At 36.5% G+C, this 24,977-nt stretch carries 23 protein-coding genes; 7 read left to right on the forward strand and 16 right to left on the reverse strand.

The annotated features are described in order from the left end of the window. Nucleotides 1-11 precede the first annotated feature (11 nt). On the forward strand, nucleotides 12-1,304 hold the full coding sequence (locus tag LC814_RS08750; RefSeq protein ID WP_226063554.1) for a DUF6080 domain-containing protein: 1,293 nt from the start codon (nucleotides 12-14) through the stop codon (nucleotides 1,302-1,304). Nucleotides 1,305-1,361: 57 nt separating this feature from the next. On the opposite strand, the gene LC814_RS08755 is transcribed toward LC814_RS08750, so the two are convergent. The 6 genes from LC814_RS08755 to LC814_RS08780 form a co-directional block, all read right to left on the reverse strand. Beyond that, entirely contained in the window at nucleotides 1,362-2,732 is a 1,371-nt protein-coding gene (locus tag LC814_RS08755) for a tetratricopeptide repeat protein (protein WP_226063555.1), read from the reverse strand. 98 nt (nucleotides 2,733-2,830) lie between these two features. Beyond that, a complete protein-coding gene (glmM, locus tag LC814_RS08760) occupies nucleotides 2,831-4,213 on the reverse strand; it encodes a phosphoglucosamine mutase (RefSeq protein WP_226063556.1) in 1,383 nt (460 codons plus the stop codon). A gap of 375 nt (nucleotides 4,214-4,588) precedes the next feature. Further along, nucleotides 4,589-4,741 carry a hypothetical protein gene (locus tag LC814_RS08765; protein ID WP_226063557.1) on the reverse strand — a complete coding sequence of 51 codons (153 nt, stop codon included), beginning with the start codon at nucleotides 4,739-4,741 and terminating at the stop codon, nucleotides 4,589-4,591. Next, nucleotides 4,741-6,771: a ferrous iron transport protein B gene (gene feoB / locus LC814_RS08770; protein ID WP_226063558.1), complete on the reverse strand. Its 2,031-nt coding sequence runs from the start codon at nucleotides 6,769-6,771 to the stop codon at nucleotides 4,741-4,743. Before feoB ends, LC814_RS08765 begins: the two co-directional genes overlap by 1 nt. A 40-nt stretch (nucleotides 6,772-6,811) precedes the next feature. Further along, on the reverse strand, nucleotides 6,812-7,066 hold the full coding sequence (locus LC814_RS08775) for a FeoA family protein (RefSeq protein ID WP_226063559.1): 255 nt from the start codon (nucleotides 7,064-7,066) through the stop codon (nucleotides 6,812-6,814). 136 nt (nucleotides 7,067-7,202) lie between these two features. Next, entirely contained in the window at nucleotides 7,203-8,093 is an 891-nt protein-coding gene (locus LC814_RS08780) for a GLPGLI family protein (RefSeq protein WP_226063560.1), read from the reverse strand. 126 nt (nucleotides 8,094-8,219) lie between these two features. Here LC814_RS08780 and LC814_RS08785 point away from each other — a divergent pair, with 126 nt between their 5' ends. Continuing rightward, the gene (locus LC814_RS08785; protein WP_226063561.1) at nucleotides 8,220-8,717 is read left to right on the forward strand and encodes a DinB family protein; all 498 of its coding nucleotides are present in this window, start codon (nucleotides 8,220-8,222) and stop codon (nucleotides 8,715-8,717) included. A gap of 64 nt (nucleotides 8,718-8,781) precedes the next feature. Here the strand turns inward: LC814_RS08785 and LC814_RS08790 are convergent, their stop codons facing one another. Continuing rightward, a complete protein-coding gene (locus LC814_RS08790) occupies nucleotides 8,782-11,493 on the reverse strand; it encodes a TonB-dependent receptor (RefSeq protein ID WP_226063562.1) in 2,712 nt (903 codons plus the stop codon). 161 nt (nucleotides 11,494-11,654) lie between these two features. Between LC814_RS08790 and LC814_RS08795 the strand changes: the two genes are divergently transcribed. Next, nucleotides 11,655-12,536: a cupin-like domain-containing protein gene (locus tag LC814_RS08795; RefSeq protein ID WP_226063563.1), complete on the forward strand. Its 882-nt coding sequence runs from the start codon at nucleotides 11,655-11,657 to the stop codon at nucleotides 12,534-12,536. 42 nt (nucleotides 12,537-12,578) lie between these two features. Here LC814_RS08795 and LC814_RS08800 read toward each other — a convergent pair whose 3' ends face one another. The 6 genes from LC814_RS08800 to LC814_RS08825 form a co-directional block, all read right to left on the reverse strand. Then, a complete protein-coding gene (locus LC814_RS08800) occupies nucleotides 12,579-12,971 on the reverse strand; it encodes a DoxX family protein (protein WP_226063564.1) in 393 nt (130 codons plus the stop codon). 39 nt (nucleotides 12,972-13,010) lie between these two features. Further along, nucleotides 13,011-14,708 carry a M14 family metallopeptidase gene (locus tag LC814_RS08805; RefSeq protein WP_226063565.1) on the reverse strand — a complete coding sequence of 566 codons (1,698 nt, stop codon included), beginning with the start codon at nucleotides 14,706-14,708 and terminating at the stop codon, nucleotides 13,011-13,013. 201 nt (nucleotides 14,709-14,909) lie between these two features. Then, a complete protein-coding gene (lepA, locus tag LC814_RS08810; RefSeq protein WP_226063566.1) occupies nucleotides 14,910-16,706 on the reverse strand; it encodes a translation elongation factor 4 in 1,797 nt (598 codons plus the stop codon). Between the two features lie 247 nt (nucleotides 16,707-16,953). Further along, nucleotides 16,954-17,466, reverse strand: coding sequence for a hypothetical protein (locus tag LC814_RS08815; RefSeq protein WP_226063567.1), 513 nt, complete (start codon nucleotides 17,464-17,466; stop codon nucleotides 16,954-16,956). A gap of 9 nt (nucleotides 17,467-17,475) precedes the next feature. After that, nucleotides 17,476-18,012: a hypothetical protein gene (locus LC814_RS08820; RefSeq protein ID WP_226063568.1), complete on the reverse strand. Its 537-nt coding sequence runs from the start codon at nucleotides 18,010-18,012 to the stop codon at nucleotides 17,476-17,478. 11 nt (nucleotides 18,013-18,023) lie between these two features. After that, nucleotides 18,024-18,575, reverse strand: a complete 552-nt coding sequence (locus LC814_RS08825; RefSeq protein WP_226063569.1) for an RNA polymerase sigma factor — start codon at nucleotides 18,573-18,575, stop codon at nucleotides 18,024-18,026. A gap of 103 nt (nucleotides 18,576-18,678) precedes the next feature. Between LC814_RS08825 and LC814_RS08830 the strand changes: the two genes are divergently transcribed. The 4 genes from LC814_RS08830 to porW all read left to right on the forward strand — a co-directional run bounded on the left by LC814_RS08830 (nucleotide 18,679) and on the right by porW (nucleotide 23,107). Further along, a complete protein-coding gene (locus tag LC814_RS08830) occupies nucleotides 18,679-19,431 on the forward strand; it encodes a Rossmann-like and DUF2520 domain-containing protein (protein WP_226063570.1) in 753 nt (250 codons plus the stop codon). After that, nucleotides 19,421-19,939, forward strand: a complete 519-nt coding sequence (locus tag LC814_RS08835) for a KdsC family phosphatase (protein ID WP_226063571.1) — start codon at nucleotides 19,421-19,423, stop codon at nucleotides 19,937-19,939. The genes LC814_RS08830 and LC814_RS08835 overlap by 11 nt, the downstream gene beginning before the upstream one ends. A gap of 13 nt (nucleotides 19,940-19,952) precedes the next feature. Further along, nucleotides 19,953-20,510, forward strand: coding sequence for a Maf family nucleotide pyrophosphatase (locus tag LC814_RS08840; protein ID WP_226063572.1), 558 nt, complete (start codon nucleotides 19,953-19,955; stop codon nucleotides 20,508-20,510). Between the two features lie 92 nt (nucleotides 20,511-20,602). Continuing rightward, nucleotides 20,603-23,107 (forward strand): type IX secretion system periplasmic lipoprotein PorW/SprE, encoded by a 2,505-nt coding sequence (gene porW / locus LC814_RS08845; protein ID WP_226063573.1) that lies wholly within the window; start codon nucleotides 20,603-20,605, stop codon nucleotides 23,105-23,107. A gap of 10 nt (nucleotides 23,108-23,117) precedes the next feature. Here porW and tsaB read toward each other — a convergent pair whose 3' ends face one another. From tsaB to LC814_RS08860, 3 genes are read right to left on the reverse strand one after another with little or no spacing between them, the layout of a single operon-like run. Beyond that, nucleotides 23,118-23,798 carry a tRNA (adenosine(37)-N6)-threonylcarbamoyltransferase complex dimerization subunit type 1 TsaB gene (gene tsaB / locus LC814_RS08850; protein ID WP_226063574.1) on the reverse strand — a complete coding sequence of 227 codons (681 nt, stop codon included), beginning with the start codon at nucleotides 23,796-23,798 and terminating at the stop codon, nucleotides 23,118-23,120. A gap of 31 nt (nucleotides 23,799-23,829) precedes the next feature. Next, complete coding sequence (locus tag LC814_RS08855; RefSeq protein WP_226063575.1) at nucleotides 23,830-24,579, reverse strand: SDR family NAD(P)-dependent oxidoreductase; 750 nt, start codon at nucleotides 24,577-24,579, stop codon at nucleotides 23,830-23,832. Between the two features lie 16 nt (nucleotides 24,580-24,595). Then, a complete protein-coding gene (locus LC814_RS08860; RefSeq protein WP_226063576.1) occupies nucleotides 24,596-24,967 on the reverse strand; it encodes a YraN family protein in 372 nt (123 codons plus the stop codon). Nucleotides 24,968-24,977: the final 10 nt, after the last annotated feature.

The raw sequence follows: 24,977 nt of genomic DNA on the forward strand, positions 1-24,977 counted from the left end.
ATTACTTACTTTTGCCAAAACATTCTACCTTGGTTTTCAAACAAAAATTTATTGATCTTCTCAAGACTATTTTTCCGGAAACAAAATTTGAGTTGCTTCTTTTTGTATTATTTATTTCAGCGTATGGTTTTCTGGGAACTTCAATTGCGCTGAACTATCGGATCATTTTTGATGACCGCATTCCGTGGGATGCCTACTTTAGTTTTGATAATCGCGCCATCGTCATGACTGGTGGCGGCTTCGAAAGGCACCCGCTGGCGAATTATTTTTTTAACTGGATTCGAGAGTTTTCCTTACTTTTCTCAAATGGAAAAAAAGACGAAATTTTCCGCCTAGTTTTGGCGTGTTGTAGCAATATTGCGGTGAGTTTAAGTCTAATTCAAATCTATAAATATTTAAAAAATATTATTACTTTGCCAAAAAAAATTTCGGTAGTAATTGTTTTCTTTTTCGCTTTTTTCAGTACTTCGATTTTACTTTCTTTTACGCCAGAAACGTATACGTACACTTTATTATTTTTAGTGCTGTTTAATTATTACGCAGCTTTAAAATTGAGGAACAATGAAAAAATACCTGTAACGGCTTTGGCTTTAGCAGGTATTTCCATTGGTGGTTTGACGGTGACTAATATTGTTAAAGTTTATATTCCCCTGCTGTTTGAAAAAAAGGTTTTTCAGAACTGGAGAAAATTTGGGAATCTTATTTTTCGAGTAACCATTTCAGTTGCGGCGTTTGCGCTCTTGTTTATGTACCGTTTAAATTTTAAGTTTCTTAATTTCTTCGATAAATCTGCCGAGCAATATGAAAAGTTTTCTAATCCGAAAGTAACTCCTGTATGGGATATGATTGCATCTTGGTTTTTTGGCGGAAATATGCTTTTTAGCGGCTTTATTCTGCGCGATTATCACAATAAAAAAGGATTTGAGTACAAAGCAATTTTCATGGAGGTGTACACCGCTTTCCTCCCTTATGTTTTCGTAGGTCTTGTTCTGGTTTTGGTCTTGTGGAGTTACGTGAAAAATTTTAAAAATAAACTGGTACAGGTTTTAATGATTTCGTTTTTGGTAGATATTATCATTCACTGCGTTTTAAAGTTCGGACTTCACACTTCGTATATTTACGGAGGTCACTTTATTTTCGTGGTGCCTTTAATGATGGGTTGGCTTTTTTACGCTTACAAAGAATCTCCGAAAGTAATTTCATTTCTCTATTCATTAGTCATTCTTCTTCTGATTTATTTAGTTTTAAATAACATCTTCCGAATGTCGGAATTCTTTCAGTTCCTGGAATTATATTACCGCTAAATTTTAAACAAAAAAAAACGCCCTTTTCAGCGCGTTTTAAATTTATTTATAAAGAATTTATTTCTTTTTCGTTTTTACTTTATCTGCCTCTTCTTTAATGAATGGATATTTCTGCTGCATATCTTCCAGTAAATGAGGATCTAGCTCTAAGGCGGTTGCGAGCGCGTTTCGTCCTTTTTTCTGATTATTCAGATGGAAATAGCAATTGCTCAGCTGATAATACAATTCGCCGCGGTTGTGCAATTTTGTAGCTTCCAAAAGAACAGAAATTGCTTCTTCATATTCACCGACTAACATCAACACTTCTGATTGTGCATACCAATTATAAAAACGGCTTGGCTCAAAATCTACAAGTTTTTTCAGACAAATTAAACTCTCTTCAAATTCTCCAGCTTCGATATGTAAATAGGCCAATCTTTTCTGATAATCCAAATTACTTTCATTCAAAGAAACAGCTTCTTTCGCAAAATGCAGCGCTTCTTTCATGCTTCCCATTTCTTCGTAAACATAGGATTGCTCAATCATCGACATGTAAAACTGTGGATCATCACGCAATGATTTCTGAAAAGAATTTAAGGCCAAAACAGGTTGCTTATTTTCTTTGTAACAAAGTCCAATTTTATAAAAAGTAAAAGATTTGGTATATTCCAACTCCAACATTTCTTCGTATACGGCAATGGCTTTCAACCATTCTCCCATCGCTTCGAAACATGCAGCTTTATTTGCGTAAACGCCCACTGACTGAGAATTGATGGCCAATAAATAATCAAACCCTTTAATGGCTTCCTCGTAATTCTTTTTGTTAAAGTAAAACTGACCATACTCGTACCAGGCAGTTTCAGAAAAGGCATATTTATCCAAATAACCATTTAAAAATTCTATGGCTTCGTCACTTCTTTTCAGCTGGTTGTAACAGAACATGATATTCTCTAAGGAATATTCGTCCTGCGGATCAAATTTGAGGGCCAGTTTATAATGCTTCAGCGCGTTGAAAGGATCTTCTAGATTTACATACTCGTCTGCAATAAAATTGTGCAGAAAGTTCTCTTCTTCACCAAGTTCCAAGGCCTTTTCGCAGTATTCTATAGAACGTCGTGGATTACCCAGATTTGAGTAATATTTCGCACAGCAAACCAGAAAGTCTGTTTTTTCAAGACAGCTTTCCTTTAATTCCGCCATGAGTTCTTTTGCTTCAGCGTATTTTTCTAATTCTAAAAAAACCTCAAATTGCTTAACCTTTAAGTCTAGGGAATTGGGATGAATTTTCAACCCATATTTGGTAGCCATATCGGCGAACGAAATATCTCCCATTTCCAGATAGTGAATAATGATTTCTTCATATTCTTCGGTTTCGAAGTACAATTCATCATTATTTTCAATCATTGCTTCGAACTTTTGTACCAGTTCGTTTTCAAAAAATTCTTCCAATATATAATTTTGCGGTTCGTTACGAAGAGTGAAATTATCTTACAACCTTCGAAAAAAACCTTTTATTTAAACACTATTAAAATTAATAAAAATTTTGATTATATCAAACTTCTTATTTTTTCGATCATCTGCTCTCCCAGCTGATCTGCTTCTTCCTGGGAAAAGGCTTCTGTATAAATTCTGATAATTGGTTCTGTATTCGATTTTCTCAAATGAACCCAATTATTTTCAAAATCAATTTTCAACCCGTCAACCGTAGAAATCTCTTCGTTTTGATACTCTTTTTCCATTTTTGTTAAAAGGGAATCAACATTAATATCTGGTGTCAATTCAATTTTCTTTTTCCCCATGAAATAACTGGGGTAAGTTGCTCTAAGTTCCGATACCGTTTTATTTTCTTTTGCTAAGTGTGTTAAAAACAACGCCACACCAACCAAAGAATCACGACCGTAATGAAGTTCCGGATAGATGATTCCACCGTTTCCTTCACCGCCAATTACTGCGTTCTTTTCTTTCATTAAGGTTACAACATTCACTTCTCCAACAGCGCTGGCGAAATATTCAGAATCTAAATTTCGCGCTACATCTCTTAAAGCACGACTTGAGGAAAGATTAGAAATTGCAGCTCCTTTTTTATTCTTCAAAAGATAATCTGCTACGGCAACCAAAGTATATTCTTCACCGAACAATTCACCGTTTTGATCCACCAAAGCCAAACGGTCAACGTCTGGATCAACTACGATTCCGACATCTGCTTTCTCAGTTTTCATCAATTCGCAAATATCTCCCAAATGTTCTTTTAAAGGTTCCGGATTGTGGGGAAAATGACCGTTTGGTTCGCAATATAATTTTACGACTTCACAGCCTAATTCTTCTAACAATTGAGGAATGGCAATTCCACCTGTTGAATTTACGGCATCAACGACGACTTTATATTTCTTTGCTTTGATGGCTTCTACATCAACCATTGGTAAATCCAGAATCTTTTGAATATGAATATCAAAACCATCATCTCTGGTATCGTATTTTCCTAAATCATCAACTTCAGCGTAATCAAAATCTTGACTTTCTGCTAAAGCTAAAACTTCTGTTCCGTTTTCCCCGGTAATGAATTCGCCTTGTTCGTTTAATAATTTTAGTGCGTTCCACTGTTTCGGATTGTGAGAAGCGGTTAATATAATCCCCCCATCTGCATTCAATTCGGGAACCATTACCTCAACAGTTGGGGTGGTAGAAAGTCCCAAATCAATCACGTTAATTCCAAGACCTTGCAAAGTTGCCGTTACCAGAGAATTTACCATTGAACCGGAGATTCGTGCATCACGGCCAACAACTAAAGTTAAATCTTTTTTATTTTTATTATTCTGAAGCCAGGTTCCAAAAGCAGAAGTAAATTTTACCACATCAAGTGGCGTTAAGTTTTCGTCAACTTTTCCCCCGATCGTTCCGCGGATTCCTGAAATAGATTTTATTAGAGCCATAAAATGATTTTTTTTAATGATTTCTAAAAGCAAATGTTATGACAACATATGTTTTTTCAATGTGCAAAAATACGAATAAAATAGGAGAAGGAATAGTAGGATGGATGCTAGTTTTCGTCGATCATATCGTAAATTATTGATTAGATGGAATTTAACGAATTAACTTACGAACAACCGCAATCTGAATCGCAATCAGAATCTTGTTTTTTAAATTTTTTTGCGCCAAATGTTTTCGCTAACATTTTAAATAAATAATAGCCCGCAAAGAGAACAATCGCAGCGATCAATATATATTGAAATAACATGGAATCCATATCTTAACTTTTAGAAAATTAATGATTTTTAGCGTAACAATTGCTCAATTGCAAATCGAAATTAATGTCCACCACATTCTTGATCACACCCAAATTCTCCTTTTTTCTTTTTCTTAGAACTGAAGTTTGCAATGATCAGTTTGAATAAGGAATAACCCGCAAACAAAACCAGTGCTGCAATAATAATATATTGTAAAAGAAGTGAATTTTCCATTACTTTAGTATTTGATAAACAAATAATGAGGCCACATACGCCAAGCCCGACATGCCAAAAAGTTGCGCCATCGTCCATTTCCAAGACTTGGTTTCTCTATATACAACGGCCAAAGTAGAGACACATTGCATGGCGAAGGCGTAAAAGAACAAGATTGAAATTCCTGTCGCGAAACTAAACACTTTTTCCCCGTTTGGTTTTACATCGCTGCGCATTTTATCAATAATGGTGCCTTCTGGCGCTTCTTCATCCAAGCTGTAAAGCGTAGACATTGTTCCGACGAAAACTTCCCGAGCGACAAAACTCGTCAGAATTCCAACTCCCATTTTCCAGTCATAACCCAAAGGTGCGATGGCGGGTTCTATTGATTTCCCCATTTTAGCCAAATAGGAATTTTCTAATTTTACATCAGTTGCTACAAAGTCTTTCGGGTTTTGTTTCGGCCCAATGTAACTGAAAAACCAAATGACAATACTGAAGAGGAAAATAATTTTCCCGGCACCCGTAATAAATTCCCAAACTTTTCCCAGAACGATTTTAAAATCATAGCCGAAAAGAGGCATTTTATAAGATGGCAAATCCATCACAAGAAATGAAGTTCCTTTACTTTTAATAATTTTTTTCAGGATTAAAGAAGCCATTAACGACGTAAAAAAACCGAGAAAATACATCGCCATTAAAGCCAATGCTTTATAACTGATCCCAATAAAAAATTTATTCGGAATAATTAATCCAATAATAATACTGTACACCGGAAGTCGCGCAGAACACGTCATAAAAGGCGTAACGAGAATTGTAATAAGCCGTTCTTTTACATTCTCAATATTTCGCGTGGACATAATCGCGGGAATCGCGCAGGCAGTTCCGGAAACCAGAGGAACTATACTTTTTCCGTTTAATCCGAAAGGGCGAAGAAAGCGATCCATCAGAAAAATAACGCGGGACATATATCCAGAATCTTCCAGCAAGTAGAGAAAATATAGTAATATACCAATCTGCGGTGCAAAGACAACAATTCCCCCAACTCCCGGAATAATACCATTCGCTAACAGAGAATTTACAGGGCCAGCCGGCAACTGTGCATTTACAAATCCTGACAGCCAAAGGAAAAAATCGGAGATCCAGTTCATTGGATATTCTGCCAGAAAGAAAACACTTTGGAATATAAACAACAGCACAAACCCGAAAATCACATAACCCCAAAATTGGTGGACTAAAACTTTATCCAGTTTTTCGGTGAGTAATTCTTTGAACTGTGGTTTTTTTGAAATGACTTTGCCTATAATTTTGTCAATTTCCTGATAACGCCTGATGGTTTCTTGTGTCTGTAACCGTTTCGGCACCAAACACTTAACTTCGTAGTTATTCATCTGCTCGCTTACGGTTTCTAACTTTCCTAAATAAGTGTCCGAGGAGAGTAAAGTCCAGACTTTATATTGATTTTCTTCTTTCGTTTCCTGCAAAATTTTGAAAACCAAACCTCTGTGTTCCGTTGGAATATCAAAAGAAACGGTTTCTGATTTGGTAAAACTTTGTTTATGAATTTCATCTCGAAGTTCTTCTATTCCTTGATTAAGTTTTGCATTGGCTTGTAAAACCGTTACATTTAATTCTTTGGAAAGTTGGGCAATATCAATGGTAATTCCACGACGTTGCGCCTGATCGATCTGGTTGACGACTAAAATAATGGGAATTCCTAAATCTTGAATTTGCTGAAATAAAAGCAAACCTCTTTTGATGCTTAACGCTTCTAAAATATAAACAACACCGCTGTAATTATTCTGCTCATCAATCAGATATTTTGAAAATATGGCTTCATCCTCAGAACTTGGATAAATGCTGTAAGAACCCGGCAGATCAATTACCTCAACGCGCTCACCTTTATATTCGTAGCCTCCTGAATGACTCGCCACAGTTACGCCCGCATAATTACCGGTCTTCTGCTTTTTGCCGCATAAAAAATTAAAGACGGTTGATTTACCTACATTCGGATTTCCGACTAAAAGAATTTGTTTGTTTGAAGTGTTCATTCTTCGCTCCTGGTGTATCTGTAAAGAATTCGGAGAATATTTAAGTTAAACTTTCTACGATAATGAACCGTGCTTCTTCTTCTCGAAGTGCAATTCTGCTTTTTTCGTCACCGAACTCAATATAAAGCGGTCCACTGAATGGTGCCTGATAGAGCACTTTAAAAACGGTTTGTGGCAATAGTCCCATTTCAATAATTTTATTGGGCATTACAAGGTCATTATTTTCATAACCGAGTATTTTCCCAAACTTATTCCGCGGGAAGCAACATAATTTATCTGAAATATCTCTTTTCAAGGCTTAAATTTTGATAGGCAAATATACGTTATTTAAATTAAATCTAAATAAGACTTTGGAAAATAATAGCGTAAAAAAACCTCAGAACAGTAAATGTTCCGAGGTTTCAACAATTATAATTTAATCTATCTGAAGTCTATTTTTTAGTCTTTTCTACGGGCATTTCAATGGGATTATCGTTGGCTTTATAAAACTCTATGGTTGTTTTCTCCTGTTTTTTTAAATAATCACCCATTGTACCGTCCATTCCGGGCATTTTAGTGGCAAGCATTGCTGGCGTAAGCATTGGTCTCATCGTTGCAAACGGGTCTTTCTTATAATCTGCTAAAGTTTTGGTAAATTTTTCTCGCGTTAGTTCTTGTACTTTTCCGCCGTTTCCACCAGGCATTACAGACTCGATATAAGTTACTTCATTAAAGTTTGGTATTTTTTTGTTCCCCTTTAATTCCCAAGAATAATTATTTCCTTCATCGCTGATTTTCACAATAAGTCCGGGTAATCCGTGAAATTTATACGGTCCATCCTGCAAGGGAATATCTGAAGTAAACCAAGCTGTCCACTTTCTGCCGCCGTATTCTGTGGTGGCTTTTTGAGCATTATAAGAACCAATTTTTTCTTTTTGAGAATCAATTTTCCAGTTTAATTTTAAATCCTCATTGTAACCGATGTTCATTGGAGTAAAACCACTGCTGATTCTATCAACAAACTGAACCTTCATTTCTGGATAGAATTTATAAATCTTCTCCGTGAATTTCGGCATGGTCATCGTGTTCGAAATATCTTTAAACATTCCAGATTTTTGCATGGCTTCCACCTGAACTTTCAAGATGGAATCCTGTGCAACCAAGGTGTAATCTCTATAAATCGATTTATCTTTCGTCACATCTAAAATGGCCATCACTTTATCGACTTTCGCAGAATCTTTCTTCGGTTTAAACGTTAATTCGTAAAAGAATCTATTAGCGGTTTCCTGCGCGTTAACTGCGAAAAAAGCCGTAAAAGCAACCAGAGCAAATATTTTTTTCATATTTATATTTTATAATTAGTAATCAAGTGAGGTTTTTTGTTACACATTTTCAGAATTATATGTTTTTTTTAACATTTATTTTAAAGGTTAATTCGCTACACCTTTCTACCTTTAGAAAAACAAATTATGGAAACATTACCTATTTTAAGAAATGAATTTGAGCAGGAATATGAAACCACAAAACAATTCCTAGCAGCTTTCCCAGAGGGGAAAAATGATTATCAACCTCATGAAAAAAGTATGAAATTGATGCCTTTAGCCATTCATATTGCGGAAATTTTCGGTTGGCCAGAATTCATCATGAAAACAGAAAAATTAGATTTTGCAGCTGGTGATTATCAACCTACAATTCTTAACACCAAAGCTGAGCTTCTACAGAAATTTGAAGATGATTATGCAAAAACGAAAGAAACTTTGGCTTCCATGCGCGAAGAGGATTTAACAGGTGGCTGGGCAATGAACATGGGTGATCAAGTTCTTGCAGATTTCAATAAATATAGTGCAATGCGTCATGCTTTAAATCAGATTACGCATCATCGCGCGCAACTGGGCGTTTATTACCGCTTAAACGATATTGCTTTGCCGGCAAGCTACGGCCCGAGTGCAGATCATGAAAGCTTTTAAAAATTCTACCGCAAAAAAAATCCCATCTCTTTATGAAATGGGATTTTTTACTTCTAAAATTTTCTTATTTAAAATTAAACTTCACTGTAAACATCACTTGACTTGGTCTAATTTCTATACTGTTTCGCGTTGTTGAAAAGTATGTCGTGTTGTAACCAATGGTTTCGTAGACTTTCTTATTTGCAATATTCAGCCATTTAATTTCGAAATCAATTTTCTTTTTTGCCCAAGTATATTGGTAAGATAGGTCGTAGAAGGGATTTCGCAACGTTGTAGCACCTTGCGTTGTTGAAATGTCATCCCAAACAAAACCGATGGTGTGATTTTCCAGAGGATACAAATAAAGGTTTAGATTATGATTCCAACCCGAAGATTTATTCACATTATTTCGATAATCATCACTGTTTTTATTCCAGTTTAGTGAAATATTGTAGTCTAAACTCATCCAGGAAAAGTAAGTATTATTAAATTTTAATGCTAAACTCTGCGTATTGTTTTTATTCTCAATAAAATTATCAACATTATTGTTATCGACCAAAATACTGTAAGAATTGCCGTCACGATTGGTAAAACTCGCTGAAGCATTGGTTTTAAATTTGGGGAAATATTTACCAATTTCTACACTTTCACTTTCAGAATAAGAATTATTATCTACATATTCTAAAGTCACCGAAGACGCTCCAGAAGCAAAAGGTCTTGTCTTGGTAATGATATTTCTCTTCGTATCACTATAACTGTAGCGTCCATTAAAAAATAAATTATTTAGTGGATTTCGATATTCCAGTCGGGCAGAAGAATTGATGTTTCTGTTTTCAGGTAAAAGATTACTGTCTCTGAAATTGAGTGATTTTGGGTTGGTTAAAATCTGCCCTTGGTAAACCGACCCGAAGTTTCCATAACTGTAATTTACACCTCCATATCCAGAAAATTTAAAAAATGACGCAAAATCATAACTACCATAGAATGTAGGTTCAAAAACGGTTTTGTTGATTTCCGAATCTTTGTCTCGTAAAATATCTTTGTAATCCATGCCGTACATATTCAAAGGCAGATTAATACTCAAATTCAACGCTTTACCTTTATAGTTAAGACCTACTTGGGTATAGGGATTAATTTCATTCCATTTCATTCGGTTTTGAAAAGTTTGATCCAGCAGATCTCCGTCGCCATATAATTGGGAGTTCATATCATTAAAGGAAAGATTCAAACCAACTTCCGGGGTGATGGTCCATTTTTTATAGGAAAATCCGACTGATGCAGAATGATTTGCCTCCAAGGTTTTCAATGAAATTCCTTGATCCAATCGATTATAATGCGCACCTAAAACCGGATCAAGATCGTAGAAATTTTCATAGATCGCAGATAGATTTTGGCGGTCCTTCTGGTAAGAAAGATAACTCATGAAGTTTACCAGTTTTTCTTTCCAGGGAATAATGGTGCTCAGGGAATTTTTTATAATGCCTGTCGGAGCACTTAGCGACTCTGCGATAGAAATGTCGTTTAAACTGGCATCTGGAACAACCATATTATAGTTCGTTCTTGTATTTCCGCGATCTTCATTCCAGAAGCCGTTCCACGTCGTGGTATTTTTAAAGAACCCTTTCTTCGCATTTTTGGTAAAGATAATTTCTCCTTTTGCAGCATTGCTGTAGAAGTTGTTGGATTCTGAAGTGGTAATTTGTCCCGCTTTAAAAAAGTCCGTATCCTGCTCGTACGTCGTCTGGCGATAAGAATCTCTGCTGATGGCATTGTTGGTGTAACTGGTATTCGCTTTCAGTTCCCACTCTTTATTTTTAAAGGGACTCGTAAGAACATTGGCAGAGAAAAAATGCACATTATTCATTAAATATCTTTTTTCCGGGATATTTGGTACAGATGCTTTGTCGACACTTAACCACGAATTTGGGGAAGCTTGTCCTCTTCGTCCTTCAAATCGACTTCCGAACGACAACATATTTCCTTCTCTTTCAACACTTTCGCCGTTATTGTTCGTTTTATAATTCACTACCCACTGGTTTTTCTGTCCGAAAAACATCGGCGTCAGTTTCACATTCCAAAGTAGCGGTTCCATTCCCAAACCTACTTCACCACGACCTGTCATGGTTACCGCTTTTTTTAGTTTAATGTTTAGGGCTGCATTTTGAGAGGGAACTTTATCCTGAAGTATTTTCACAGGTTGGTGATTTTCCATCACCTCGATTTTTTGCACTGCGTCGGTCGGTAAAGAATTATTGATGGTTCCATAACCACCTTCCATCAAATCCTTACCATTCACATAAAATTTATTGATCGGCTCACCTTGATAAAGAACGGTGCCATCTTTATTTACATCAATACCGGGAATTTTCTTTAAAACATCAGAAAGTGTGCGGTCTGCTTTACTTTCGAACGCTTTTATATCGTAGGAAATGGTATCTCCACGCTTAGTAATCATTTTCGCTTTCAGCTTTACCTCCTTAATTTCGGTCGCATCTGGCTGTAAAGTAAAATTCTGAGTTTGATTTTCGTTTTTAATCTCTTTCTGAAGTGGCTTTTGGTTAAAAGCTTTTATTTTTAAATCAACATTTGCCTCAGAAGTGGTAAATGTAACTTTATATTCTCCTTTTGCATTGGAAATAGAAAAAGCGATAATTGCATCTTTACCAGGCTCCTCTACTGTAACACTTGCACTAGAAATGGGTTGACCTTCTGTATCTAATATTTTCCCTGTAATTGAAGATTGTGCCCAGGAAAATACAGCCAGCATTAAGGCAAAAAGAGTCGATATTTTTTTCATCAATAATTTTAGTAATGAGTACTTGAATCGTTGTAAATGTTACAATAATTGAATTCTTTTAATTTTCTTATCTCATATTTTATAAAAAAAATCCTCGAAATAAATAATTCATCTAAATATTGACTTTTTTATTACTTTTGCTCCATATTTATCTGATTTTTATGGGACTACACTTACTACCAATTGATGTCGTTGATACGATTACACAGGAAGAATTCCGGGAAAAATATTTGCTTCCCCGAAAACCTGTAGTCATCAAGGATTTAGCGAGAAGTTGGCCGGCTTACCAGAAATGGACCATGGATTACATGAAGGAAGTCGTGGGCGATGTTGAAGTTCCGCTCTATGATTCTTCCAAAGCCGATCCTGCAGCTCCCATCAATTCGGCAGCAGCTAAAATGAAATTTGGCGATTATATTAATTTGATTAAAGAAAAACCCACCGATTTGCGGATTTTTCTGTTTGATCCTATGAAATCTGCGTCTCAACTTTTGAAAGATTATATCGCACCGAAAGATTTAATGGGCGGTTTTCTAGATAAATATCCCAATATGTTTTTTGGTGGGCAGGGTTCCGAAACATTTCTGCATTACGATATTGATATGGCGCATATTTTTCACACGCATTTCAACGGCCGAAAACATGTTTTACTTTTTGATAATAAATGGAAGAATCGTCTTTACAAAATTCCCTACGCCACTTACGCACTTGAAGATTATGATATTTCAAATCCAGACTTCGAGAAATTTCCCGCTTTAGAAGGAATTGAAGGAATTGAATGTTTCCTGGAACACGGCGACACCTTATTTATGCCGACGGGTTGGTGGCATTATATGAAATATTTAGATGGAAGTTTCTCTATTTCACAACGGGCCTGGGACAAATCTTGGGCGGTAAAAGCGCGGTCGCTCTGGAATCTTACCGTTCAACGAAATTTCGATAATTTGATGAAAGGTAAATTTAAGAACAGATATATGGATTGGAAAGAAAAGAAAGCCATTGAAAATGCCAATTACGCACTGAAAAAAGGTTTGCCAAAATAATAAAAACGCTTTTAGAGATTGATTCTAAAAGCGTTTTTTATTTCAGGATTTCTTGAATTTCTTTAAAGCATCTGTAGAATAGAGCGCGAAAAAGATGAGCACCGGTTGAAAAAATAATCGCAATAATCTTTTGGAATCGGTATCTAAACCAAACCCATCTCGGTGTTCGGTATATTGCGCAATGTTTCCGGGAAAAACCAACACAAAGAAAATAGCCAAAGCTACACCGACGTGTTTTTTTTGTTTCGTAAAAAAGATCATCGCTAGTCCAAACAAAATTTCTACTATACCAGAAGCCAATACCACGAAATCTTTAGAAAGCGGAACCCAGTCTGGGACTTGCGCTTGAAATGTTTCCCGTGCGTAAGTCATATGCCCAATTCCTGCCAAAAGCATAAAGGCTCCCAATCCTATTCTTATCAAGTTTTTGATCATCGTTCGTTTTTAATTAGATTTTAAAAGACTGTTTCAATTTTAGAAAATCCGGTAAAATGGATATAAACCGACGCTTCCTTCGTAATACTCAGAATGTTTGTAAATCCAGTCCAGTTGAGCATTTCCATCTTTTGCAAAATCGATATTGGCTTTCTTTTCTTCTTCAAAAGCAGCTCTTAAATTTTTATTTGTTTTTAATAATTCAGCGGCGGTATCTTCGAAAACATACTCAGAATAATATTCCTTCTGTCCCAATATTGCATCAAAGAAGTTCCAGTTAAAGAAAGAATCTGTGGCTTCGGGTTCTAAGGTTTCCAATAAATATTTCACGCCGTTTTGTTGGGTAGAAACTAAAAAATCACCTTTTCTAAATTGAAAGTTTTTATTCTCAGAACTTACTTGAGTATCATAATGAAGGTAATGTCCTTCGTAAGGGTTTTTCACCGTTTTATAATCTGAAATTTTATATTGTTGCGCAAAAATTGTTGAATCCTGTTTGATTTCCTTCATCGCAATATCGTTGCGCTGTAAATACTCTAAAACTTTTTTCTCCGATTTTGGAATTACATAATAAGAAGGAATTGCAATTTCTTTCGTGGGAATATATTGATTGTAAAATTTTACTTTTCGATTAAACGGTTTGTTTTGGTCATAAAACAATCTTGGCTTTCCGGAAACCAAACTTGCTTTTTTTCCCGCTTCATATCCTTTAAAATCAATCATTTTAAATTTCGTACTGTCAAGTTTCCACTGAATTGGATATTTCATTTTGGGTTGATAATCCTTTAAACTTTCATCCATTAATTTTTGAATTTCCTTGGTGTTTTTTGAAGCATAATTAATGGAACTTATCATGTTTTCATAAGTCGCTCGAACACGGTCTTTGTAAGGTTTCAACATGTGAGTTTCAGCAACCGTTCCCATGGTATTAAAAAGCGTGGTGTAACCAGTTGCGTATCTGGGAGAATCCATAAAAGTTGGAAATCCTTCATCGGGAGAATCGCCATGAATATTGACATAAGGAGTCGTTAAAATTCCTTTCTTTTCTAAAGTTTCTAAAATTTCAGGTTGCATTTTGTCGTTAAGGTAGCTTCCTAACTTGTTGCCTAAACGTTCTTTATTTGTTGAAATATAAGTGAATAAATACTGGTAGTCTGCTCCATTACTCACATGATTATCAATAAAATAAATGGGTTTGAAATGCTGGAAAATCTGTTGAAAAGCTTTTGCGTTTTCAGTATCATTTTTAATGAAATCCCGATTCAGATCATAATTTCTAGCATTCCCACGAAAGCCATATTCTTCGGGACCATTTTGGTTGGCTCGGCTGTGTTTCCCCCGTCTTAACATTCCAGAAATGTTATAGGCTTGGACGGCCACAATTTGTAAATTTTTTACGGTGATTTTTCCAGTCGCGAAATCGCGCATCATCATCATCGTGGCATCAATGCCATCGGGTTCACCTGGATGAATTCCATTATTGATAAGGATTGTAGGAACGTTTTTATCTTTTGAATTATTAAAAATGACGACTTTTATCGGTTCTCCATTATCATCTGTTCCGAAAGATTCCACCGAAATAGTGGAGAAATTTTTGGCTAAATTATCGTAAAACTCTACCATTTCTGCATAAGTCGTGGTTTGGTTTCCGTTGCCTTTTTCGAAAGGAGTTTGATAGTTGGTTTGGGAGAAAAGAAGATTTGCAATTAATAAGGAAAAGAAAGAAATATATTTCATTGTATGAGATTTAAAAAAGCTGAACGAATTTAAACAAAAAATTCCTGAACGAATTCAGGAATTTTAATATTATATAGTCTTAAAGAAGCGAAAATCTGCGCCCCGACTTGAACGGAGCTCTTTTTATTTGGTGGCTGAGCTTGTCGAAGCTACCAAATAAAAAAGCGGGAGTGGAAGGAGGAAAAAGGCGCCCAACTCAATTTAATCGTTCAGTTTCAACACCGCCATAAATGCGGATTGTGGAACCTCTACTCTACCGATTTGCTTCATTTTCTTCTTCCCTTCTTTCTGTTTTTCCAACAATTTACGCTTCCGGGAAATATCTCCACCATAACATTTTGCGGTAACGTCTTTTCTCAAAGCTTTGATGCTTTCTCGGGCGATCACTTTCGCTCCTAAAGCTGCTTGAACAGCAATATCAAACTGTTGACGTGGAATAAGTTCACGTAATTTCTCACACATTCTTTTTCCGATATAAAAGGCATTGCTATCGTGAATCAAGGAAGAAAGCGCATCGACCATATCACCATTGATGAGAATATCCATCTTCACTAATTTGGAAGCACGGAACCCAATCGGATGATAATCGAAAGATGCATATCCTTTTGAAACTGATTTTAAACGGTCGTAAAAATCGAAAACAACTTCTGCCAAAGGCATATTGAAAACCAACTCGACCCGATCTGAAGTCAAATAACTTTGACCTACAATCTCGCCTCTTTTCTCGATACACAAAGTCATCACCGGACCAACATAATCGGATTTGGTAATGATTGATGCTTTGATGAACGGCTCTTCCACGCGATCCATAATCATAGGATCCGTCATTTCTGAGGGATTGTTGATTAAGATCATAGTGTCTGGATCTTTCTTGGTGTAACCGTGGTACGAAACGTTGGGCACGGTCGTAATGACGTCCATGTTGAATTCGCGGTCGAGTCTTTCCTGCACGATTTCCATGTGTAACATTCCGAGGAATCCGCACCGGAAACCGAAGCCTAGAGCGGCTGAACTTTCTGGTTCGAAAACGAGAGAAGCATCATTCAAACGAAGTTTTTCTAAAGAGAAACGCAGTTCTTCGAAATCTTCAGATTCTATAGGATAAATTCCTGCAAAAACCATTGGTTTTACTTCTTCAAAACCGTCGATTGGCTCTGTTGCGCCGTTTTCGAAAGTGGTAATCGTATCACCTACTTTCACCTCTCGGGCATCTTTAATCCCGGATATAATATAACCTACATCGCCCGTTTTAATTTCTTTCTTTGGAGTTTGTTTTAATTTTAAAGTTCCAACTTCATCGGCTTCATACATTTTGTTGGTCGCCATAAATTTGATTCGTTGACCTTTTTTAATGCTTCCGTTTACCACTTTAAAGTAAGCTTCAATTCCGCGGAAGGGATTATAAACAGAATCAAAAATCAATGCCTGCAACGGTCCATCTTCATTTCCAACCGGAGCTGGAATTCGGTTGACGATATGTTCCAACAATTCGTGAACGCCTTCGCCTGTTTTCCCGGAAACGCGTAAAACATCTTCATAATCACAACCGATTAAGTTCATAATCTCGTCGGTTACTTCTTCTGGGTTTGCGGAAGGCAAATCGATTTTATTCAGAATCGGAATGATGGTTAAATCATTTTCTAAAGCCAAATATAAATTGCTTATCGTTTGTGCCTGAATACTTTGCGCGGCATCTACGATAAGAAGCGCTCCTTCACAAGCTGCAATGGAACGGGAAACTTCGTAAGAAAAATCGACGTGTCCTGGAGTATCGATCAGGTTAAGAATATACTTCTCGCCATTTAATTCATAATCCATTTGAATGGCGTGTGATTTAATGGTGATTCCGCGCTCTTTTTCGATATCCATATCATCGAGCGTCTGAGACTGGAGTTCTCTCGCAGTGACCGTATTGGTATATTCCAAAAGTCGGTCTGCCAAAGTAGATTTACCGTGGTCAATATGTGCAATAATGCAAAAATTCCGTATGTTTTTCATTTAAAATTATCGTAATCTGCAAATTTAATCTTTTTTGATGGATTTTGTTAATATTTTCGGGTATCCTCTCGCGATAGGGATCGCAACGAAAACCCCGGAGTTCGCGGTGGGAATGTTGAGGCACGAGGAGTTGCAGTGTAGAGCCCGGCCCCAGAAGCTGGAGTAGCGCTGGCAAGGGATCGCCCAAAAAAGAACGACCTCTGCAAATAAATTGTAGAGGTCGCTCAAACATTAAAAAAATAAACTATTATGGTCGTCTGCGCTGCGAACCTGCATTTTGAGGTCCGTCTTGTTTTTTGTCTAATATCTTGGTACGCATTTTACCTTCTGTTTGGTACATTTTAAGGACCTGTTGAGGCGAAATCACTTTCATGAATTTCTGCGCATAATTTTTTCGGTTGTCTAGAAGCTGCTGCCCAATTTCAAAACTTTGATTGAGCTGCGTTGTCGCTTCTTCATCGCTCATGTTATCGTAGTTTTCATTCGGGACAAACTTATTTTTAATCGCATTTTGCTTTTGCTGATATTCGGTGTAGAGATTTTTAAAATCATCTTGGTGATCTGTGGATACATCTAACTCGGAAATCATCATTTTTTCCCGAAATTCCTTTAAAAGGTTCATTCTATCTTCGGGTTTCATTTTCTGAATAACTTCTTTTCTTTGTTCTGGTTTCATATTCTTCCAGTCATAGTTCAGTTGTTGTGCAAAACCACTTCCAGTAAGAATAACTACGCTCATCAGGGTTAAAATCTTTTTCATGCTCGCTGCTTAATTATACAAGTCCAGGTAAATATCTTGTTCTGAGTTCTGTGATAAATCTGCCAATTCTGCTCGGGTAAAATTCGAAAGAATTTGGTCTACCTGAAGGTCTGAATTTTTCACCTTTCCTTGTTCTTTTTGGTTTGCAAATTTAACTGTTTTGGCAGTCGTGTTAGTTTTGCGCTCCGTCTTGTTTTTTTGATGGTCGTTTTCTACAGAAGTTAAATCTTCTTCTAATACTTTCAGCGCAACCACTTCTTCAGATGGCGCAACGTTATCAGCTGACACCTTAACTATATTATTTTTTGCTGTCACATTCTGCTGTATTGCAGGTTCATCAGCAGGTGCCGAAGTTATAAAAAATGTAAATCCAAATATTAAGGCAATCGCGGCCGCAGCAGTATAAACCCAATTCATCTTAATTATCTTTCCCTCTTTTCTAGCAGGAACGTGTTCCAGGACTTTGTTCTGCATTTCTTCGAAAAAATCCTCCTTTTGAGTGAACACATTCTGGCGTTCTAGTTTTTCTAAATCAAATTCTTTCATCTCTCAATATCTTATTCCGTGAAATTTTGTTTAATATATTCTTCAACTTTTTGTTTGGCATAGTGGTAATTTGTTTTCAAAGTACCTACCGACATATCCAATATCTGCGACATATCTTCGTAAGGCAAATCTTCATAATATCTCATATTAAAAACAAGTTTTTGCTTATCGGGTAATGAATGTATGGCTTTCTGCAGTAAAAGTTGAATTTCATCTGCATCTGGTTGTACATTATCCGCCACCAAGTTTTGAAGATAGTTTGTTGCATCTTCATCACTTTTCTGCATCTTTTTCATTTTGTTTAACTGCTGCAACGATTCATTCGTTGCGATTCTATAAAGCCACGTATATAATTGACTTTCTTGTTTAAACTGATGAAAATTCTGATATGCTTTAATAAAAGTATCCTGCAAAACATCCTGAGATATATCGTGATCTACAATAAACCGCCGGATATGCCAATATAACCTGCTCTGATATGCATCCATCATCATGCGAACACCTTTTTCACGGGTTTTTTCGCTAGACATCAACTCGATAATTTCGGTCTCCTTAATCTTCATTGAGATGCATTCGTTGTTTGGATGAGTAATTTATTTAAAAGTTAAATAAGACTTCAATTTTTAGTCCAAACCAAAATACTATCTTTGTTTATAATACTTTTCTATGAAGATTGTTATTTTAGGTTCGGGCAATGTGGCTTATCATCTGTGTAAAGCATTCAGTCAAAAAAATATTGCGGTAGAGCAAATATTTGGGCGAAATGAAAAAGATTTAAGTCAGATTTCAAGCGAATTTCAAATTCCTTATTCTACTACTTCGCTGGCAGACGCAGATATATATTTAATTTGTGTAAGCGATGATTCAGTAGCGGAAATATCGAAGTTAATAAAAAAAGAGAACTGCCTGGTAGCACATACTTCCGGCTCTTTACCAAAAGAAATACTTTCTGGCAATTATAGAAAAGCAAGCTTCTATCCTTTACAAACGTTTTCTAAAGAGAAAAATTTAATGTATTCTGAAATTCCGTTTTTCATCGAAACAAATCAGAATGAAGATGAAAAAACCCTTTTTGATTTAGCAGAAAAGGTATCGCAAAAAGTGATGAGATCAAGTTACGAAAAACGAAAATACATTCACCTGACCGCTGTCTTTGCGTGTAATTTCGTTAATCATCTGTATGCGCGCGCGAAAGAAATCTCAGATCACGAAGGAATTCCGTTCGACTATTTTATACCATTAATTAAAGAAACTACGGAAAAAATTGAGCATCTTGATCCGAAACTTGCGCAAACCGGTCCAGCTATAAGAAATGATGAGCGTGTACTGAAACTTCATGAAGAACTCATCTTTAATGAAGAACATCGCAAGATTTATAAAACTCTCAATGAATCTATAAAAAAAATGTATGAGCTATAAAGCCCGATTAAAAAATATAAAAGCCTTTGTTTTTGATGTTGATGGTGTATTTACAGATGGCAGTGTTATTCTAATGCCCGATAAAAGTATGTGCCGTGTGATGAATGTTTTGGATGGTTATGCAGTTGTCAAGGCCCGCAGACATCACTATCCTATTTGCGTAATTACTGGTGGAGACGATCCTGCAGTAAGAAATAGAATTCATTATTTGGGAATTACAGATTACTACGCCAAGATTTCCGACAAGCTAGAGAAATTTGAAGATTTTAAGAAAAAATACAATTTAAAAGACGAAGAAATCCTTACAATGGGTGATGATGTTCCAGATTTATCAATGATGGAAATTTCAGGAATTTCAGCCTGTCCGGAAAATGCGGTGCCCGAAATAAAATTAATGTCTGATTATATATCGCCAATTCAAGGCGGCAAAGGAGCGGTTCGAGATGTCATTGAACAGGTGATGAAAGTTCAGGGAACGTGGCAGATAGATGACACGAAAAGCGTATAAAAGTTTGGAAAAGATGAAAATCATACTCGGCTCAAACTCTCCACGGCGTAAGGAATTGTTACAAAATTTAGGATATCCTTTTACGACGGTAAATATAGATTGTCCTGAAATTTATCCCGAAACTCTACCAATTTCAGAAATTGCCGGTTATTTATCAGAATTAAAATCTTCTGCCTATAAAACATTGAAAGAAGGCGAACTTTTAATCACCGCTGATACCATTGTTGTCTTAAAAGAAAAAGTTTTAGGAAAACCCCAAAACGAAAGTGAAGCTCAGCAAATGCTGGAAGTCTTGTCTGGAACTATACATCAGGTTTATACCGGAATTACCATTAGAACGAATTTGCAGACTATTACTGAAACTGACGTCGCAAAAGTGGAAGTCGAAAATCTAACCGCAGCGGAAATTGAGTACTATATTAAAACTTTCAAACCTTTTGATAAAGCAGGAAGTTACGGTATTCAGGAGTGGTTGGGAATGGCAAAAATCAAAAGTATTACCGGCAGTTTTTTCACAATTATGGGATTACCAACGCATTTGGTTTATAAAATTTTAAAAGAATTAACTTAAAAAAAGACCGAAAACAAAAAATCCCTTATTTTTACTTAAATATATTCAGTGTTTTTAGTAATAAAATCCTGATTTGAAAGTTATTATACATAATGAGAAAAACTATACTTTTCCTTTTGGCCATCGTTGTTTTTAATTCCTGCTCATCGCGGAAAAAAACCAGCGACTCTACCTTTATGAAAGGATTTTTCACCTACTACAATACATTATTTAACAGCAAAGACGCTTTGGAAACTGAGCTGAGAAATCGTGATAAAAGCCATCAAGATAATTTTTATGCGCCCTATATTCAAATTCTTACGTACGAAAACCAGGCTTTAGGATCGGACGTAAACAATTTATTCGGTGATGATGACACTATGCCAGGATTTACTGGTAACAATTCTCCGGGAACACCTGGTATGCCTGGTAATTTTCAATCAAATGATGGTGGAGACAAAAGAGGTGCAACCATTCTAGAAATTTCCGAAGCGAAAGCCTTAAAAGCGATTGCCAAATATTCGGTGATGAAAAGTGGCGAAGAAAAAAATAAAAAAATATTCGACGCCCATATTTTACTTGCCCAAGCGCGAATTTATCGGGAAAAACCTTTAGAAGCTTTGGATGCGCTTAACTATCTTTTTGCCAACATGCGCAATGATAAGCGCTTGCCTTTGGCTAGAATCTATCAGGGACTTGCTTACACGAAAATAGAAGATTACCGCCGCGCCGAAGATGTATTTGCAGATTTACAGGAAAGTAACCTCAATAAAGACTATAAAAGATTACTTAGTATTTATTATTCTGAAATGTTATTAAAGGCGGGTAAAAAGGAAGATGCCGTAAAGGAACTGGAAGAAGCCTACGTGGTAAATAAAGACAGAAAATTACGCAGTAGAATTTCTTTTCTCCGAGGTCAAATTCTCGCAGATTTAGGTAAAGATGAAGAAGCTCGCGAAAGCTTTGTTACGGCATACAAAAATGCAAACGATTTCGAGTTTGAAGTTAAATCCCAGATTGAAATCGCGAAAACCTTTAATGGAAGTGCCGACGATTTTGAGGGTGCAAGAGCATATTTAGAAAAAATAAGTAAAAAAGGAACCTATGCTTCCCGGAAAAATGAATTCTATTACGCACTCGGACTTATGGCAAATAAAGCGGGCAGAAAAGAGGATGCAAAGCAATTCTTCGCTCAATCGTTGACAGAAAAGATTTCTGATCCGCAGGTTCGTGGATTAACCTATTACGAAATCGGGAAGGCTTATTTTCAGGACAGTGATTATCTTTCAGCGGGCGCTTTCTATGACTCTTCATTAACTGTAATGACCTACGAACCATCGAAAATTTTATTACAAGAGCAGTCGGCAAATATTAAAAATGTCTCCGCTAATTACTATCTGGTAAAAAGAAACGACAGTATCCTTACTTTAACAAAGATGCCGCAAGCCGAAAGAATCGCCTATTTTACGAAGTATATTGACGAAATTAAAATTAAAGAACAACAGGCAGAAATCGAAGTTCGAAAAGCAGAAAGAAGCAAGGGTTTTGATACTGGCGATTATTCCGCTAATTCTGCATTTGCGGGAAACACTGGTGGTTTCCAGAACTTCGACGGTGGTAAAGGTGGATTCTATTTTGCAAATTTAGGAACTGTTGCGAAAGGAGAATCGTCTTTTAAACAAATTTGGGGCAATCGTACTTTGAGTGATAACTGGAGAACTTCAGCACGAAGTAATTCGATAGAAGATTTAAAAAATGAAGCAATGGGACTTTCAACAGCACCAAATCCGCGGCGTTTAGAACCGACTTTTTATATCGAACAGTTGCCAACAAGTATGGAAGAAATTTCGGAGTTAAAGAAAGCGCGGGACACGGCTTCACTAGGTTTAGGACGCATGTATGAGAGTTATTTTGGGGACACCAAACTCGCCACAAAAACCTTGTATGATGTCGTTGATAATCAGCCTGAAGAAGAAATTAAACTGCAGGCACTCTACCAAATTTTTTCAATGAATTACGAAAAAAATCCGAGCGCAGCCGACCGTGCGAAACAAATGATTCTCACGGAATTTCCTTACACCTCGTATGCTGAATTTGTGAGAAATCCGAAAAATAAAGTTTTTTCCCAGTCCTCTGATGAAGTTGAAAAAATGTATGCGGAAGCATTCAGTTTATATGAGCAGGAAAAGTTTGAGGAAAGTAAAGCTATAATTCAAACTGCTTTATTGAAATTTCCAAAAGATGCATTGGTTCCGAAGTTTACGCTTTTAAACGCTTTTAATACTGGAAAAACAGCCGGCAAGGAAGTTATGATTATACAATTGGAACAAATTGCACTGAATTATTCCCTTACGCCTGAAGGTGGAAAAGCTACTGAAATGTTGAAATACCTGGAAAGTGATCTGCAATTTGAAAAAACAGACAGCGAAGGAAATGTTATTGATCCTCCACGCACCCAAAATCCTGTACAAAATATAGAACCCGTTCCAAAAACGGCTAAAGATTCGAACAATGAAGAACTACCAAAAAGTACAGAGCCGCAGGATAGTCAAAAACAAGAACCAAATTCGAAGAATTTACCGCCAAATAGGAAAATAGAGGAAACAAAATTGAAGTAAAAAGTGAAGATTAACCTTCGCTTTTTTTCTTTTTTACGCCTTGAAACTCTTTTAAATAAAAAGGTTCGAAATAGGCAACATCTTCAAATTCTTTTTGTTTAAATTTTTCGACCGCTTTCTTTATTAAGTATTTTGCGCTGGGAAAAACATCTGCTTTAAAGACGGCGTCGGTACTTTGTAAGATATCCTGAGCTTTATTTGAACCATCACCTACAAAAAGAATTTTTTTACCGGGATACTCGTTAAAAGATTGGTCATCTAATATTTTAGCTTCTGTCTCCACAAGCAGATTTCCAGAAGTACCATCAAAAACTGCAGCGTACACTTCCATTCTCCGTGCATCGATTAAGGGAATTATGAGATCATATCCTTCATTTAAAAAGGGTTCGATCATCGTTTCCAAGGAATTGGTCGCGATAAGCGGAACATTTAGCCCATAACAAAATCCTTTCGCCGAAGATGATCCAATCCGCAAACCCGTGTAAGATCCGGGACCTTTTCCAAGTGAGATAGCATCGATATCTTCTAAAGTAAGTTTCGCACCTTCTAAAACCCACTGTACAAAAACGTGTAGACTTTCGGACTGCTTGTAATTTTCAGAAACTTCTTCGCAGAGAGAAATCAAGTGCTCACCATCAGAGATAGCGACGGAACAATTTCGGGAAGAAGTTTCAAGATGGAGAATTTTCATGTTTTAATAATAATAAGACATAATACGGTACCTATTTTCTGTGAATTGTTCTGGGTTCACTTTGGGCTGCGGGAAATATCGTTAGATCAGAAATACTCACATGTTTTGGAGCATTTATACAATAAGCGATTGCATCAGCAATATCGATCGCTTTTAAAGCTTCGTAACCCTGATAAACAGTTTTAGCTCTCTCTTCATCACCTTTAAAACGCACGGAAGAAAAGTCTGTCTCCACCGCACCAGGCTGAATATTGGTGATTTTAATACCATGTTCAGTAAGTTCAAGGCGCATACCTTCTGATATGACATCTACTGCTTTTTTCGAGGCACAATAGACTACTCCATTCGCATAAGTCTGTCGTGCAGCAACGGAGGAAATATTTACAATATGGCCTGTCTGCCTTTTTATCATTCCAGGAATAATCATTTTCGAAACATATAAAAGCCCTTTTACATTTCCATCGATCATTGCGTCCCAGTCATCGGTATTTCCGTCTGCCAACGAATCTAGGCCGTGGGCATTTCCGGCGTTATTGACCAGAACATCAATAGCTTTCCAATCTTCGGGCAATGCTTCAAATGCAGCTCTTACTTCTCGTAAATGACGCTGATCAAAGTTTAAACTAAAAACTTCGGTAATCTGTGATAATGCAGATTTTAATCGGTCTAAAACTTCTGTTCTACGACCACAAAGTATTAGTCTATAATTTTGCTTTGCCAGCAATTCTGCTGTTGCTTTCCCAATGCCAGAGGTGGCACCGGTAATTAACGCTGTTTTCATTTGAATTATTTATATATTAATTAGCATCAAAACTCTGAAATGCATCTTCTAAATGAGTAATTTTTAATTTCCCTCTTTGGTCCGGGAGAACGCTGATGATATCAAAACGTACTTCCTGCGGGAAATCATTTTGTTTCATATATTGATCCGCCGCTAATACAAGTGATTTTATTTTCGTTTTGGTGACTGCTTCTTCAGGTGCAATAAAAAGATCAGTTCCACGGGCTTTAACTTCTACAATAATAATCTGGTTCATAAAAAAAGCAATAATATCAATTTCTGCCCGCTGATATCTGTAATTTCTACAAAGAATTTTATACCCTTTTTCCTCTAAAAAAGAGGTGGCCAATTGCTCTGCAAGATTCCCGAAATCGTTGTGCTCTGCCATGAAATATCTT

The organism is Kaistella polysaccharea, assembly GCF_020410745.1.
GTDB classification, from domain to species: Bacteria; Bacteroidota; Bacteroidia; order Flavobacteriales; family Weeksellaceae; genus Kaistella; species Kaistella polysaccharea.